Origin of the sequence: Robertmurraya korlensis NBRC 107688, assembly GCF_001591645.1 — a bacterium.
Lineage (GTDB): Bacteria > Bacillota > Bacilli > Bacillales > Cytobacillaceae > Robertmurraya_A.
In genome coordinates, this window is record NZ_BCVH01000010.1 from 156600 (window position 1) to 171385 (window position 14786).

At 38.5% G+C, this 14786-nt stretch carries 17 protein-coding genes; 13 read left to right on the forward strand and 4 right to left on the reverse strand.

The features are described 5' to 3' along the window. The first annotated feature begins 773 nt into the window (after positions 1 to 773). The gene (locus BKO01S_RS14795) at positions 774 to 1136 is read left to right on the forward strand and encodes a HesB/IscA family protein (protein ID WP_066055501.1); all 363 of its coding nucleotides are present in this window, start codon (positions 774 to 776) and stop codon (positions 1134 to 1136) included. A 306-nt stretch (positions 1137 to 1442) separates the two neighbouring features. Here the strand turns inward: BKO01S_RS14795 and BKO01S_RS14800 are convergent, their stop codons facing one another. Then, positions 1443 to 2441, reverse strand: a complete 999-nt coding sequence (locus BKO01S_RS14800; RefSeq protein WP_066055504.1) for an NAD(P)/FAD-dependent oxidoreductase — start codon at positions 2439 to 2441, stop codon at positions 1443 to 1445. 368 nt (positions 2442 to 2809) lie between these two features. On the opposite strand from BKO01S_RS14800, the gene BKO01S_RS14805 reads away from it, so the two are divergent. The 5 genes from BKO01S_RS14805 to spsC all read left to right on the forward strand — a co-directional run bounded on the left by BKO01S_RS14805 (position 2810) and on the right by spsC (position 6181). Next, on the forward strand, positions 2810 to 4027 hold the full coding sequence (locus BKO01S_RS14805) for an NAD(P)/FAD-dependent oxidoreductase (protein WP_066055507.1): 1218 nt from the start codon (positions 2810 to 2812) through the stop codon (positions 4025 to 4027). A gap of 100 nt (positions 4028 to 4127) precedes the next feature. Beyond that, positions 4128 to 4619, forward strand: a complete 492-nt coding sequence (locus tag BKO01S_RS14810) for an NUDIX domain-containing protein (RefSeq protein ID WP_066055510.1) — start codon at positions 4128 to 4130, stop codon at positions 4617 to 4619. A gap of 153 nt (positions 4620 to 4772) precedes the next feature. Continuing rightward, positions 4773 to 4904: a YuiA family protein gene (locus BKO01S_RS24670; protein WP_198158826.1), complete on the forward strand. Its 132-nt coding sequence runs from the start codon at positions 4773 to 4775 to the stop codon at positions 4902 to 4904. 121 nt (positions 4905 to 5025) lie between these two features. Next, on the forward strand, positions 5026 to 5349 hold the full coding sequence (locus BKO01S_RS14815) for a YuiB family protein (RefSeq protein WP_066055513.1): 324 nt from the start codon (positions 5026 to 5028) through the stop codon (positions 5347 to 5349). A gap of 133 nt (positions 5350 to 5482) precedes the next feature. Continuing rightward, a complete protein-coding gene (gene spsC / locus BKO01S_RS14820; RefSeq protein WP_066055516.1) occupies positions 5483 to 6181 on the forward strand; it encodes a stationary phase survival protein SpsC in 699 nt (232 codons plus the stop codon). Positions 6182 to 6269: 88 nt separating this feature from the next. Here spsC and BKO01S_RS14825 read toward each other — a convergent pair whose 3' ends face one another. Further along, positions 6270 to 6746, reverse strand: coding sequence for a divergent PAP2 family protein (locus tag BKO01S_RS14825; protein WP_066055519.1), 477 nt, complete (start codon positions 6744 to 6746; stop codon positions 6270 to 6272). 122 nt (positions 6747 to 6868) lie between these two features. On the opposite strand from BKO01S_RS14825, the gene BKO01S_RS14830 reads away from it, so the two are divergent. From BKO01S_RS14830 to BKO01S_RS14855, 6 genes are all read left to right on the forward strand, one after another. Then, positions 6869 to 7252, forward strand: a complete 384-nt coding sequence (locus tag BKO01S_RS14830) for a DUF309 domain-containing protein (RefSeq protein WP_066055522.1) — start codon at positions 6869 to 6871, stop codon at positions 7250 to 7252. Positions 7253 to 7305: 53 nt separating this feature from the next. Next, positions 7306 to 8811 carry a leucyl aminopeptidase gene (locus BKO01S_RS14835; RefSeq protein ID WP_066055525.1) on the forward strand — a complete coding sequence of 502 codons (1506 nt, stop codon included), beginning with the start codon at positions 7306 to 7308 and terminating at the stop codon, positions 8809 to 8811. 152 nt (positions 8812 to 8963) lie between these two features. After that, a complete protein-coding gene (locus BKO01S_RS14840; protein ID WP_066055528.1) occupies positions 8964 to 10277 on the forward strand; it encodes a Na+/H+ antiporter family protein in 1314 nt (437 codons plus the stop codon). Positions 10278 to 10356: 79 nt separating this feature from the next. Further along, on the forward strand, positions 10357 to 10950 hold the full coding sequence (locus tag BKO01S_RS14845) for a sulfite oxidase-like oxidoreductase (RefSeq protein WP_066055531.1): 594 nt from the start codon (positions 10357 to 10359) through the stop codon (positions 10948 to 10950). Positions 10951 to 11074: 124 nt separating this feature from the next. Further along, positions 11075 to 11686, forward strand: coding sequence for a DedA family protein (locus BKO01S_RS14850; protein WP_066055533.1), 612 nt, complete (start codon positions 11075 to 11077; stop codon positions 11684 to 11686). A gap of 47 nt (positions 11687 to 11733) precedes the next feature. Further along, positions 11734 to 12570, forward strand: coding sequence for an undecaprenyl-diphosphate phosphatase (locus BKO01S_RS14855; protein ID WP_066055536.1), 837 nt, complete (start codon positions 11734 to 11736; stop codon positions 12568 to 12570). A gap of 151 nt (positions 12571 to 12721) precedes the next feature. On the opposite strand, the gene BKO01S_RS14860 is transcribed toward BKO01S_RS14855, so the two are convergent. Next, positions 12722 to 13783: an alpha/beta fold hydrolase gene (locus BKO01S_RS14860; protein WP_066055539.1), complete on the reverse strand. Its 1062-nt coding sequence runs from the start codon at positions 13781 to 13783 to the stop codon at positions 12722 to 12724. A gap of 1 nt (position 13784) precedes the next feature. Then, a complete protein-coding gene (locus tag BKO01S_RS14865; RefSeq protein ID WP_066055542.1) occupies positions 13785 to 14255 on the reverse strand; it encodes a hypothetical protein in 471 nt (156 codons plus the stop codon). Positions 14256 to 14458: 203 nt separating this feature from the next. On the opposite strand from BKO01S_RS14865, the gene BKO01S_RS14870 reads away from it, so the two are divergent. After that, entirely contained in the window at positions 14459 to 14650 is a 192-nt protein-coding gene (locus BKO01S_RS14870; protein ID WP_066055545.1) for a hypothetical protein, read from the forward strand. The last annotated feature ends 136 nt before the right edge of the window (positions 14651 to 14786 follow it).

A 14786-nucleotide genomic window follows, 5' to 3' on the forward strand; every position in this document is an offset into this window, starting at 1 on the left:
AGAATCGGTGAACTAAATCACCATTTAGAGCATGTTATTTCCAGTAACTAGTAGAATCGGTGAACTAAATCGTCATTTGGAACATGTGATTTCCAATATATAGTATAATTGATGAACTAAATCGGCATTTGGAACATGTGATTTCCAATATCTAGTGGAATAGATGAACTAAGTTGTAATTTAGAACATGTGATTTCCAATATATAGTAGAATTGATGAACTAAATCGGCATTTGGAACATGTGACTTCCAATATCTAGTGGAACAGGTGAACTAAGTTGTAATTTAGAACATATGATTTTCAATATATAGTAGAATAGATGAACTAAGTTGTAATTTAGAACATATGATTTCCAATATCTAGTGGAATAGGTGAACTAAGTTATAATTTAGAACATATGATTTCCAATATATAGTAGAATTGATGAACTAAATCGGCATTTGGAACATGTGATATCCAATATCTAGTGGAATAGGTGAACTAAGTTGTAATTAGAACATATGATTTCTAATATATAGTAGGATTGATGAACTAAGTTGTAATTTAGAACATATGATTTCCAATATATAGTAGAACCGATGAACTAAACCGAAATTTAGAATTCCTAAACCTTGTTTAAGTATCAACAAATCAAATTTCTTCCAAGCCCTCGATCAATTAACAAAGGCCCATTTACCAAAACCAATTCCATTTTTATAAGTCCGTTCAGTTGAGTATAAGGACGTAGCTGTATATACTAAAAGTAAAGATGTTCGAGGGAGGAATGAGTATTCATGAAGGATATTATTACTGTGACAGAATCAGCTGCACTTCAAATAAAAGATATGATGAAAGAAAATGAAGAGGAAAATGCGTACCTACGCGTAGCAATTAAAGGTGGCGGCTGCAGTGGTTTGTCGTATGGACTTGGATTTGCGCATGAAGTAGAAGACGGGGACACCGAGCTAGTGCAGCATGGGATTACCTTTTTAATTGACAAGGAAAGTGCTCCAGCGTTAGCAGGGACAGTTATTGACTACAAGCAATCCCTTATGGGTGGTGGATTCACTATTGAAAATCCGAATGCGATTGCTTCATGTGGGTGTGGATCGTCCTTCCGTACAGCAACGGATCAAGGTACACCTGAAGAATGCTAAAAAGGTGCAAGGAGCGATCCTTGCACTTTTTTCCGCTTTACTCTGTCCAGCTCCAGCATCTAAGGGCTCGGGTCATAAGCTAAATCCCTCCAGAAGGCAGGCCTTCTTGCGTGATTCATCTTATGCCTGTCGCGCCTGAACAAGCTGCTTCCGCTTTTCATTGTCCAGCTTCAGTGACCAGAGACTAGTGTACTTCGCTCTTTCCCTACGATAAGTCAACATCGAATCGCATCCGCTCTTCGTGTTTCCTTTATCTCAGTCAAAGCGCTCCAGTCCATACGTCTCTAAACGGTCACTTTCGCTTTTCTACTTAAACATTGAAGAACTATGCAATGGTTGAGTCCGTGCCTTGGGATCGAAAAATGTTTTTGCGTTGTTGACTGCTGTTGGTGCTTCACCAAAACCACATGCGATTAGTTTTACTTTTCCTTCGTACGTACAAATATCACCTGCGGCATAAATGCCTGGGATATTTGTTTCCATTTTGGAGTTCACGACAATCGAGTTTTTTGCAATTTCAAGTCCCCATTCCTTTATGGGGCCAAGCGATGAAACGAAACCGTAGTTACAAATTACAGCATCTATCTCGACAATTTCCTTAGTTTTATCATTTGCATTCTTTAGCACGACTTGTGTAATATTTCCTTCACCATTTGAAAGTAAATCAGCAGGAACGTATGGGGTCTTTATCTCGACCTTGGAATTCTTAAGGTTTTGTACACTATGTTCATGAGCCCGAAACTTATCACGGCGGTGAACAATTGTAACTTTTTCGGCAATTGGTTCAAGCATTAAAGCCCAATCAACGGCTGAGTCCCCTCCACCAAATACAACAACCTTCTGACCGGCCAATTGGTGTAAGTCATCAATAAAGTAGTACAGATTTTTTCCTTCGTATTGTGAGCTGTTTGCTAACTCCAAACGCCGGGGTTGGAAGGCTCCGTTCCCAGCAGTAATGATAATGGTCTTTGAAAAGTGGACTTCTTTATTCGTTGTTAGTTTGAAGGTTCCATCTTTTAATTTTTCAATTTTCTCAACTGCTTGCTCTAAGCAAACCGTTTGATCGAATTTCGCCATTTGCTCCTTTAGGTTGTTCACTAATTCCTGGGCCCGAACCTTAGGAAATCCAGCAACATCATATATATATTTTTCAGGGTATAAAGCGGACAACTGCCCACCTAACTGTGGCAAGCTCTCAATTAATTTTACAGTAGCTTGTCTCATTCCCCCATAGAAGGCAGTAAATAGTCCAGTAGGTCCTCCACCGATAATGGTAATGTCGTATACTGTCTGGTCCTCTTTCATTCTATATCCCCCTAACTATGTGTAGGATTTCATACTACAAAAAATATTAAAAATAGCTCGAGGTTATGACTAAATAATGAAAATGCCACATAAATAATCACTATCAGCAGAGAGATTGTCAGAAAAGTTTACTATTTATAGGATCGATTTTTGGAAGATTTTCTGCTTGAAAAAGTAGATAAAAAGGAATATGATGATATGTAGACATATTGTTAACTTTTTGTGTCTTTTTTCCAACATTTTTTTGTCTTCTTTCGTGAAAAACATCACAAACTTTTTCGGTGTTATTATAAAATAAATTCCTTTGTTGAAGCGGAAGATAAAAAAAACACAAAAAACTATATATAATAAAGGTGGGTTTGAACGTCTTGAGAAAGCCAAAGATCGTAGTACTAGGTGCCGGATACGGTGGATTAATGACAGTAACAAGATTACAAAAGCAAGTCGGTGTTAATGAAGCAGATATCGTACTTATTAACAAAAATGATTACCACTATGAAACAACATGGTTACATGAAGCATCAGCTGGTACATTACATCATGACCGTGTACGTTACAATGTAACAGATGTTATTGACACAAACAAAGTGGAGTTTATTAAAGCCACTGTCCTTTCTATTAACCATGAAGAAAAGAAAGTGGTTCTTGAAAATGGTGAAGTAGAGTACGATTACCTTGTTATCTCACTGGGTGCAGAGCCTGAAACGTTCGGAATTAAAGGCTTGAAAGAGCACGCATTTGCGATTGCTAATATCAATGCAGCACGTCAACTTCGTGAGCATATTGAATATCAATTCGCTACGTATAATATGGAAGAAGAGAAGAAAGAAGAGAGATTAACAATCGTTGTTGGTGGTGCTGGATTCACAGGAATTGAATTCCTTGGCGAACTAACAAACCGTATTCCAGAATTATGCCGTGAATACGATATTGATTTCAATAAAGTAAAACTTATCTGCGTAGAAGCAGCTCCAATGGTTTTACCAGGATTTGACCCAGAACTTGTTAGCTATGCAACAGCTCAATTAGAGCGTAAAGGTGTTACGTTCATGATTGGTACGGCTATTAAAGAAGCAAATGAAACTGGTATAATTGTTGGTAAAGGCGAAGACGAAGTGGAAGAAATTAAGTCTGCAACAGTGGTTTGGGCTGCTGGAGTTCGTGGTAGCTCAATTATTGAAAACTCTGGATTTGAAGCAATGAGAGGCCGTGTAAAGGTTCAACCTGACTTACGTGTTCCAGGACACGAAAATGTATTCATTATTGGTGATTGCTCACTAATTATTGATGAAAAGGTGAATCGTCCATACCCTCCAACTGCTCAAATTGCTATGCAACAAGGGGAACTTTGTGCTAGCAATCTTGTAGCACTTATTCGTGACAAAGGGGAGTTAGGTCACTTTACATTCGACAATAAAGGTACTGTATGCTCACTTGGACATGACGATGCCATTGGAGTAGCCTTTGGTAAGAAGATGACTGGTGGAACGGCTTCATTTATGAAGAAGATGGTTGATAACCGTGCTTTATTTATGATTGGTGGACCGTCATTAGTACTGAAAAAAGGAAAATTCAACGTTCTATAATAGAGTAAAAAGAACAAGCTGAACAAACAGCTTGTTCTTTTTTTGACAAAAAATCTCATGACCTCAATGATATAATGGATAAATAAGTGGGGTGTCTATATTGAAAAGAACGGATAGAGGAAAGGTATGGCTAGCAGTTGCTGGCTTGGTCATTAACGCTCAGAGCGAATGGCTTGTGGTAAAAAAGAAATATGGGGGATTAAAGGGGATGTGGTCCTTACCAGCTGGGTTTGTAGACGAAGGGGAAACAGCTGATGAAGCCGTTATTCGTGAGGTAAAGGAAGAAACGGGGTTAACCTGCCGGGTTGAAGAGTTACTTGGCATACGAACAGGTGTCATAAAGCATGAAATTAGCGACAATATGATTATGTTTCTTCTACAGCAATCCAATCCGGAAGAACGTATTGTTATTCAAGAAAATGAGCTTTACGAGGCTGCTTTTATCCATCCTGACCAGTTGCAAGATGAACAGACAGCTTCCATCATGCTAGCGTTTATGATAGAAGCAATGAATTCAGAAAAGAGAATCAAAGTTGACAGTATTGATCCAGGACAACAGTTCGGATACACATCTTATAAGTTGTTTTTGTAATTATTAAAATTTTTAGAAATAGTATGGAAATTAAAGAAAAGAACATTTGTATGCGTTTCCACTCTTTGTTTTTGGAAGATTTTCTTACTTTCCCTTTTTGATTTTTCATGGTATATTATCTGAAAATTCAGTCGTTTGGAAAGGTTGAGGAAAATGAATGCAGTGAAGGTAGAAACAAAGGAATGTCTTTATTGCTCGGGCAAGGGCTACTTCCAGCTTTTACTTGGGGGATCTGAAACATGCCCAAGCTGTGGGGGAACTGGAAAACAAAAAGATTCAAAATAACACACTTCCTCCGTATAAGATGCGGAGTTTTTTTTGTTCTTCTTTCCTTCCCCCATTTTATTGACGAGAATCCTTTGCTTTTAGTACACTAAATGTTGATGTGTGAAGGGGGAAACACCAAATGCCAATGACGATATTTGTTCTACCAATATCTATGCTTTTGTTCTTTGTTTTATTTTTTGGAATCGGATTCATCTTAAATATGTTACTAAGAATGTCATGGATCATGGCAATTATTTATCCAATCGTTTCAATTCTTATTGTCGATGTGGTTAGCTTCAGTGAATATTTTACGAATACTGGTTCTGCGTTTCAAGATTTGGGGAACCGTTTTATGAACCTAGCTCTAGCGGACATTCTGATTTTAAGTAGTGGAATGGCAGGAGCAATCCTTGCGGGAATCACGATTAAAATGTTAAGAAATAGAGGATATCGCATGTTTTAGCCTTCACTAGTGGAGGCTTTTTTTCATGGAATAACCTAGTTTCCTATGTTTTCCAAAGTCTACTATTTCACTAAAATATGAATACTTCTCTCAAAAATGGGAAATGACTAGTTTTGGGAGGAGTGAAAAAAAGATGAAAATAATGAAATTGTGGATAAGGCGTGTTATGTTGATGGTGCTGTTTTTTGGAGCTTTAGGTGCAACATTTCAAAGTATCTCAGGAGTAAAAGCAGAATCACTTGTGACAAAGGCAAACACAGGCTCTGGTGACGACTCAGTCATTGATCACACATTAAAATCGATTGGATTGGCATTTAAATTCTTAAATAATATAGCTAGTGAGGAAACATTAATCTCATCAAGTGAAGAAGTAATCGGTGCTCCACCTAAGCTTGAAGAAGCGTTTGATTGGGGACAATATCCGAAAGCAACTGTTACTGCCACTGGCTACACTGCAGGAGTTGAATCAACTGGAAAGAATCCTGGGCATCCAGAATTCGGAATTACATATTCAGGTGTAAAGGTAACTAGAGATCTATTTTCAACAGTAGCTGCGGATTTAAATGTTTTTCCAATCGGAACAATCCTCTTTATTCCTGGCTACGGTTACGGGGTAGTTGCTGATAAAGGTGGAGCCATTAAAGGAAATAAAGTAGACCTTTATTATGAAACAGTTGAAGATGTTTACAACAACTGGGGTAAAAAAACACTAGAGGTTTATGTGGTTGAAAAAGGTGATGGAAAACTGACAGAAGATGAACTGCGTGCCTTAAATGAAGACAAGGCCTTACAAGTATTCCGTCAGCAATATATAAGTTCCGAAAGAGAATAAGAAAAAAAGGCGAGTCTCTCTTGTGAGGAACTTGCCTTTTTAGTCTTCCAAAATATCTCGAATAATTAAGTGGAAAAATTATCTTTGTTTATGTAGTGATGAATCGAAGGAAGAACGCAACGAGTATCCCTGTAATTCCTCCGAAGAATACTTCAATTGGTTTATGTCCAAGAAGCTCCTTTAACTCTTTTCTTTTCTCCTGTTCAGGCTTATTCGGCCATCCTTTTGCTTCATCTAGAAATTTATGAAAGTCATGTACAAGTTGATTTAACACGATTGCCTGTTCTCCGGCTTGTCTTCGTACCCCAGTAGCATCAAACATGGTTATAATAGCGAAAACAGCCGAGACAGCAAATAAAGCGGAGTCATGACCGACCTCGAATGCAACCCCTGTAGAAAGTGCAGTAACTGCAGCAGAATGGGAGCTGGGCATCCCTCCTGTGCTTGTTAAGAGGGACCAATCAATCTTACGTGTGGCAAGATATTGAATAGGAACTTTCACAAATTGTGCAAAAAAGATCGCTAATAAGGAAGCAATTAACGGGAAGTTAAATAAAAATTCCATAATGTATATACCTCTTTTCTCCATCACTAATCAATACCACAAAAGCTCTAGTTTATAACATGATTTTCCCATTTCCCTTTGTTAAGATAGTGGTAAATGGAGCATATTTAGGGGGGAAGTCATTGTCACACTATCCAGCTGAATATTATGAGTTTTTTATTTCTTTTAATGAAGGTGATTATTATACCTGTCACGATTTACTGGAAGAAATGTGGATGACTGATAAAAGAAATTACTTTTTAAAAGGCCTATTACAAATGAGTGTCGCCATTTATCATTACGAATATGGTAACGTCGTCGGTGCAAGATCAATGATGAAGGTGGCTTATGAATATTTAGACTCGTATCGTCCCACACATTGGGGGCTTGATGTTGAAGAGCTCCATGCATTTATTTACCAATGTATTACTATTATACCACAACATATTGATCGAATTCCCTTTGAAAAGGTAGGGACTCTTCCTAGACTGCCTCGGTACTATTTATTTTTAGAAGAAGATAATTAGATATTCGAAATAGTTTTTTATATAATAGGTTTATAACTGATGGAGGTGAAGGTATGTTTTCCGTACATAATAAAGTGGATTTTTCAGCAACAATGGACGCACTAGTGATTGGTCTGTTTGATAAGCCAATAAAGTTCGATGGAGAATTAAAAGAGTTAGATGAACAATTTGATGGCTATTTAACAGAATTAGTAAAAAGCGGTGACTTATCTGCAAAAAAGAAGAGCATAACGAAAATACATACATTTGGAAAAATTGGTTCAAGAAATTTATTTGTTGTAGGACTTGGAAAAGAGGATCATGCTTCTTTTGCCTCTATACGTGAAGCATTTGGGGCCGTTTGTAAACAAATTCAATCGGCAAAGCTGGTTGAGGTGGCTGTTTACTTAGATTCCTTTGTAGCGAAAGATTTAGTGGCAATGGATGTGGCTCATGCACTCGGAGAAGCGCTTGCTTTAGCTACATATAAATTTAAGGGCTATAAACAAAAATCAAATGAACCAGAAAAAACGACTGAAAAAGTTCATGTTTACAGCGGACAGCTGGAAAGGGAAGACCATCAGGCTGCGTTAACGGTAGGTTATGTTTATGGTCGTGGTACAAATTCTGCTCGTACCCTTGTAAATCTACCTGGAAATATGCTGACAGCGACCGATATGGCTAATTACGCAAAACAGCTAGGAGAAAAATACGAATTTGAGATAGAAATTCTTGAGAAGGAAGATATGCTAAAGCTTGGTATGGGTGCCATGTTAGCTGTTAATCAAGGATCAAGTGAGCCACCAAAAATGATCGTTCTAAAGTATCAAGGGAAAGAGGAATGGACTGATGTAATTGGCTTAGTTGGTAAGGGAGTGACCTTTGATACGGGTGGTTATTCTATTAAGCCAAAGGACGGCATTGTTGGCATGAAGACCGATATGGGTGGCGCAGCGGCCGTATTGGGAGCGATGGAGATCATTGGTGAATTACGTCCTGATCAAAATGTTGTTGCTGTGATTCCTGCAACAGATAATATGATTAGTGGTACAGCCTTTAAGCCGGATGATGTAATCATATCCATGAGCGGAAAGACGATAGAAGTATTAAACACGGATGCAGAAGGAAGATTAGTATTGGCAGACGCTGTCACATACGCAAAGTTCCATGGAGCACAGTACTTGGTGGATGTCGCAACACTAACGGGTGGAGTGATTATCGCACTGGGAACAGATACAACCGGTGCCTTAACGAATCATGAAGCATTATTTGAGCAAATCCTTGAAGCTTCTTCTGAAGCAGGAGAGCCAATTTGGCGTCTTCCTCTTTTCGAAAAGGATAAAGAAAGAGTAAGAAATAGTAAGGTTGCTGACTTAAACAATTCACCTGGCCGAGAAGGACATGCGATTATGGGTGGAGCCTTTGTTGGGGAGTTCGCTGAAAATACCCCATGGGTACATTTAGATATTGCGGGGACTGCAACAACTTCTAAAGCTTCAGATTTAGGACCAGATGGAGCAACTGGTGTGATGACAAGAACACTTGCCATATTTGTTGAAAGATTTGAGGCAATCAAATAATTTTGAGGAAAACTCTAGGGATAAACGTCCTTAGAGTTTTTTTATTATCTTGACACACCTTGAAAAGTTATGCTATTTTATATCTTGTATTTTATCACTCTACCAATTTACCAAACTAAAGGATTGTAATTTGAAAGGAGCACTTAAACAACATGAATGCAGTTATACTGGCCGTGCTTGTTATGCTAATATTAAGTTTATTTCGAGTAAATGTCGTGTTATCTCTCATTATTGGGGCAATCGTTGGAGGTCTAACAGGGGGATTATCGATTGAAGAAACGATTGAAACATTCTCTGGAGGATTAGGAGGAAGTGCTGAAGTCGCCTTAAGCTACGCTTTATTAGGAGGCTTTGCTATTGCGATTTCAAAGACAGGGCTGCCAAATGTATTGGTTGATGCCGTCTTAAAGATGGTTCAAAAGAACGGTGATACAAAAGCAAAAGTCTATTCTAAAGCTCTTATTGTGTTTGCTATTCTATTAATGGCATGTTTCTCGCAAAATCTGATTCCTATCCATATTGCTTTTATTCCTATTTTAATTCCACCACTATTAAATGTGATGAATGAGTTGAAAATAGATAGGAGATTGATAGCATCCGTTTTAACATTTGGGTTAACGGCACCTTATATTCTACTACCAGCAGGGTTTGGAAAAATCTTTCATGATATTTTAGCTACAAACATGTCTGATAGTGGACTAACCATTGATGCTGCCGATATACCAACAGCGATGTTCATCCCAACAGCAGGTCTTTTGGTTGGATTATTAGTAGCTATTTTCTTTTCTTATCGTAAAGGTAGAAACTATGTTACACATGATTTAATCAAAGTTGAAAAGCAAGAACAAAGTAGGTTTGCCATCCTTTTTGCAGTGTTAGCCATTGTTGGTGCACTGGTTGTACAAATTTTACTCGATTCCATGATCATCGGTGCTCTAGCAGGGATTATTCTTATCTACTTAAGTGGTTCCGTGAAGTGGCGTGAGGCGGACGAGTTGTTAACCGATGGAATGAAAATGATGGCATTTATCGGATTTGTGATGTTATCGGCCTTTGGATTTGCCGAGGTATTAAAAGCAACTGGTGCTGTTGATGAACTTGTTCAGCAGTCTGCGAATGTCATTGGTGGAAAAAAAGGATTGGCAGCGATATTAATGTTAGTAGTTGGTTTACTAGTAACAATGGGAATAGGTTCTTCCTTCTCAACCATCCCGATCATTGCTACCATCTTCGTCCCACTTTGCATGGAACTAGGCTTTAGTCCGATGGCTACGATTGCATTGGTAGGTACAGCTGCAGCACTAGGAGATGCAGGATCACCAGCTTCTGATAGCACGCTCGGTCCTACAGCAGGATTGAATGCAGACGGTCAGCATAATCATATCTGGGATACATGTGTCCCAACCTTTATTCATTACAATATTCCACTTGTCATTTTCGGTTGGATTGCCGCTATGGTATTATAATAGATGAAAGTGCAGCTTTCTTAATGAAGGCTGCATTTTTTCATTCATTCATACATATTAACAATAGGGGAGTGCTTGTATGTACTTTGGAAAAGTTAGCAAGAAGACGAACGAACGTGTTCCTCCTAATCAAAATATAACAACGACTTTTCCTGTGTTACATCATGGGAATGTCCCATATTATCAAGACCTAAATGAATGGACTCTTCATCTATTTGGTGAAGTGAAAAAGGAAGTGGTTTTCACTTTTCCTGAGCTAATGAAGCTACCGCAAACAGAATACCAAAATGATATTCATTGTGTGACTGGGTGGTCGAAGCTTGATAACACTTGGAGTGGAATCAGCACGCAGGCAGTGCTAGGTGCTGTTGAACTGTTAGATGGAGTAAAGCATGTTATTTTTCATGCGGAAGAAGGCTGGTCAGCGAATATTCCTTTTGAAGACTTTGCAAAAGAGACAAGTCTACTTGCTCACAGCTTTAATGGGATGCCTCTCACCCCAGAGCATGGATATCCACTACGTGCTGTCATTCCACATTTGTACTTTTGGAAAAGTGCGAAATGGCTGCGAGCAATTGAGTTTTCCAAGGATGATAAACCTGGCTTTTGGGAGAAAAATGGCTACCACAACTATGGAAACCCATGGAAGGAAGAACGCTTTACCTGGGATTAGGGTAGGGAAAATCATCCAGAATGTAAAAAGAAGGTAGACAGGGTATTGCAACAATGATTACAATTATGAAGTTGAAGACAGAAGCGATTCGATTTTGAATAGGCTTTTTGGCAAGGAGGAAATTATGGAAGAATGGATTTTTAATATTATTGAGAACTACGGGTATCTTGGCGTATTTTTAATTATTGTGATCGAGAATGTGTTTCCGCCAATCCCATCTGAACTGGTTTTACCGTTTAGTGGATTTATGACAACAAAGACAGAATTGTCGGTAGCGATGATGATTGTCGCGTCAACGGCTGGATCAGTAGTTGGAGGCACAATTCTATACTATATTGGTACGATTCTCGATGTGGGACGTTTGGAGAAGCTTGTGGACCGTTGGGGCAAATATCTTCAGCTCAAAAGAGAAGATGTATACAAAGCGGATGCCTGGTTTGACCGTTATGGAATTTGGACCGTATTCTTTTGCCGAATGGTTCCGTTATTGAGAAGTCTTATTTCTGTCCCTGCTGGGATGTCAAATATGAAAATGCCACTGTTCCTACTCTTTACTCTTTTAGGAACAGCCATTTGGAACACACTTTTAATAGTAATAGGTGCAAAGCTCGGGGAAAATTGGACACAGATTTTAAGTTACACCGAGATTTATTCTGATATTATCTATGCAGTAGGTGCGGTTGCAATTTTAGCGATACTTATCTTCTTTGGACGAAGAATTTTTTATAAGAAGTAAATATCAACGGATAGAACGAATTAATAGAAATAGAGGTATGTAAATTTATGAATATATGGGATATTTTTGTTGCGATTGTTTTAGGCCTTGTAGAAGGTTTAACGGAATTTGCTCCAGTTTCCTCAACTGGCCATATGATTATTGTGGATGATATGCTTTTTAAATCGAAAGAATTATTTGGTAGTGAAGTAGCTAACACATTTAAGGTTGTGATTCAGCTAGGTTCGATTTTGGCAGTTGTGATTGTATTTAAAGACCGTTTTATTCAGTTATTAGGATTATCATCCCGAAAAAAGAAGCAAGAGCTTGGTGGAAAGAAGCTAAGACTATCTCAGGTAATCGTTGGTCTACTTCCAGCCGGTGTTCTTGGTGTATTATTTGATGACTATATTGATGAGCATCTTTTTACAACAGAAACGGTATTAATTGGACTTGTGGCTGGTGCGGTACTAATGATTATTGCCGATCTTCTGCCAAAGGATAAAAAGCCAACCGTGGAAACGGTCGATCAGATATCGTACAAGCAAGCGATTATCATTGGGTTGTTCCAATGTATTGCATTATGGCCAGGATTTTCTCGTTCAGGCTCGACGATGTCGGGAGGAGTCATTTTAGGATTAAGTCACCGTGCGGCAGCTGATTTTACATTCATTATGGCTGTTCCGATTATGGCTGGTGCAAGTATGATATCTCTTTTAAATAGCTGGGAACACTTCACCATGGATGCACTGCCATTCTTTATTGCAGGTTTTATTAGTGCGTTTGTCTTTGCTTTAATCTCCATTCGTTTTTTCCTTGCGTTAATTAATAAGGTTCGGTTAATTCCGTTTGCGATTTATCGAATTGTTCTTGCAACGATTATCTTTGTTGTGTTTATTTTATAGAAGGAAAAGGGGCCTCCACAGTGGGGCCCTTTTCCTATTATGCATAAAGATCCATATCATACCTATCGTTTCCTCTCTCAAAAAACATTTGAAAGACAATATAAGCAAAACCTAAATAGTCGTAAACCTCATCATATATTCCTCTTTCCAATTAGATAACCTCCTCGTTTTCTGTAGTGATTGGAAGAGAACGGTGAGCTAACCATTGAAAGAGATTGTTAGGCAAACCTGCCCCGGTTGCCAGACCAGTATGTCCATTTGGCAATTGGATGAGCTCTTTGTCTTCGCTCCCTGTTAAATCAATAATAGGCAAGGCTTGTTCGAGAGGGACCAGGTCATCGTTCGTAGAAGCAATGACTAAAAGGTTAGCAGAAATCTGTTCCATTCGGGCTGGTTCACCTCCAATCGTTAATTTACTATTCATTAACTTATTGCTGATGATTAGATCTTGAATAATTTGCTTTAGAGCAGCACCAGGAAAGGGAATATGATCTTTTGTCCAATGGTTGAACAAGGACCATTTTTCCACATAGTCCTTAATGTGCCCTTTTTCTAATAAAGATAAATAAGGAGAAATATAGACAGGGGAAGTTATTAATCGAATTCCGTAATTCATAAATGCCGCTGGGATAATCCCTAATGCATCTATAAGTGGTGACACGTCAATTGTTTCATCCAGGATGGCTTGATGTAGGAGATCAAATTTTGGAAAATAAGAAAAATCAATCGGTGTCACAAAGAGAATTAGATTTTTTATAGGCTCACTTGCTATGGCGGCGTACATAGCAGCAAGAGTTCCTCCTAGGCAGAATCCCATGACACTAATATCATTACTATTTGAGTGCTGCAGGGCAACCCTTGCTCCTGCCTGAATATACTTAATTACATAATTGTCGATAGTCATATCGCCATCTTCATAACCTGGAATTCCGAAGTCTATCAGATACACGTCATAACCAGCATTGGTAAGTGCTCCAATTAAACTTCTATTTGGTAATAAATCCAATATCGTAGGTTTATTTACTAAGGAATAAACTAAATAGAGTGGTGTATGATACTTTTTGTCAGCTGCGGGATAGTACCATAAGGTTGCTTTATTTCTTTTCCAGAGTGCTTGTCTAGGTGTGGAGGTTGGAATAGAAGTGCCTTCGGTCAATGCACGACAAAGTGAATTCCACCGTGTCCTTTCTAGTTTGAATCGATCAGCCCCCATCTTACTCACCATGCTTTGATTGTTTTAGTAATGCATCGGAGAGTTTTTCAAGATTCGCTTGGACAAGCTTTGCTCTCTCTTTACGGTCAAGAGGTTTTCGGCTCGCTTTTTGGAAGGGTGCTTTTGTAGAAGCAGGTTTAGTACCTATGGATGCTTCTATTCGCTTTAGCGTTGTTTCAATTTGTGTTAATCTCTGCTGGATTTCCTCGAGCCTATCCTCATTTTGAATGGTCAGTTTGGCAATGCTTGCTACATCTCTTTTTGTGGGGATATTTAATGGGACAGAGGCCGTTTCCACAGCATCTTGTAGCTCTTTAATTAGCTTCCCATACCATTTGGTTCTACTACCTAAAAGTTCAACGATGTCCTCTTGGTTTACTCGGCTTTTGATCCAATCGTTAGCCAAAGCTTCCGCTTTTGTGCCGGTTAATTTAATTAGGCTATATAAATCATCAAGCTGTTCGCTGCGCAATGATCCTCAGCTCCCTTTTTTAATGTACGAAAAAATATCACTATACATTATAGACAGGCATGTTAGAAAGGTGCGAAAAATAGATTTTAGCCTCAGCCTTATTTTTCATTGTCATGGAAATTCCATTTTTTCATCCTAAAGAAAGAATATTCTCTTTTAAAAGGTAAATAATATCTCCGTACGATAATAAGGAGGTTTTTTCCATGCAGAAAAACGCTAGAGGATATGTTCAGGATTCAGTAAGTGCCCTATCAGAAGCAAAGGATTCCTTACAAAATGCTTTAAATACAGTTGAAAAGGGATCTAACCGTGACCGCATCGAGCAAACATTGCAACAAGTAAACTCAGCTCTACAATCTTGTGACCAAACGGCTGGAATTTTAAGTCAAGAGTAATAGGATGAAGACGTGAATTCTTATTGAATTCACGTTTTACTTTTTAGATGATGGAGTAGTATTGTATGAAGATCAGAAGGAATGGAAAGTGAACGAGAATAAAATCTTTAGTGCGGTGATGAAGAACAAAACGAGG

Bases quoted from the DNA above. Each gene is read 5' to 3' on its own strand.
- BKO01S_RS14795 (WP_066055501.1), top strand. From the start codon at position 774: ATGAAGGATATTATTACTGTGACAGAATCAGCTGCACTTCAAATAAAA.
- BKO01S_RS14800 (WP_066055504.1), bottom strand. From the start codon at position 2,441: ATGAAAGAGGACCAGACAGTATACGACATTACCATTATCGGTGGAGGA.
- BKO01S_RS24670 (WP_198158826.1), top strand. From the start codon at position 4,773: ATGAATGCAGTGAAGGTAGAAACAAAGGAATGTCTTTATTGCTCGGGC.
- BKO01S_RS14815 (WP_066055513.1), top strand. From the start codon at position 5,026: ATGCCAATGACGATATTTGTTCTACCAATATCTATGCTTTTGTTCTTT.
- spsC (WP_066055516.1), top strand. From the start codon at position 5,483: ATGAAAATAATGAAATTGTGGATAAGGCGTGTTATGTTGATGGTGCTG.
- BKO01S_RS14825 (WP_066055519.1), bottom strand. From the start codon at position 6,746: ATGGAATTTTTATTTAACTTCCCGTTAATTGCTTCCTTATTAGCGATC.
- BKO01S_RS14835 (WP_066055525.1), top strand. From the start codon at position 7,306: ATGTTTTCCGTACATAATAAAGTGGATTTTTCAGCAACAATGGACGCA.
- BKO01S_RS14840 (WP_066055528.1), top strand. From the start codon at position 8,964: ATGAATGCAGTTATACTGGCCGTGCTTGTTATGCTAATATTAAGTTTA.
- BKO01S_RS14845 (WP_066055531.1), top strand. From the start codon at position 10,357: ATGTACTTTGGAAAAGTTAGCAAGAAGACGAACGAACGTGTTCCTCCT.
- BKO01S_RS14850 (WP_066055533.1), top strand. From the start codon at position 11,075: ATGGAAGAATGGATTTTTAATATTATTGAGAACTACGGGTATCTTGGC.
- BKO01S_RS14855 (WP_066055536.1), top strand. From the start codon at position 11,734: ATGAATATATGGGATATTTTTGTTGCGATTGTTTTAGGCCTTGTAGAA.
- BKO01S_RS14860 (WP_066055539.1), bottom strand. From the start codon at position 13,783: ATGGGGGCTGATCGATTCAAACTAGAAAGGACACGGTGGAATTCACTT.
- BKO01S_RS14870 (WP_066055545.1), top strand. From the start codon at position 14,459: ATGCAGAAAAACGCTAGAGGATATGTTCAGGATTCAGTAAGTGCCCTA.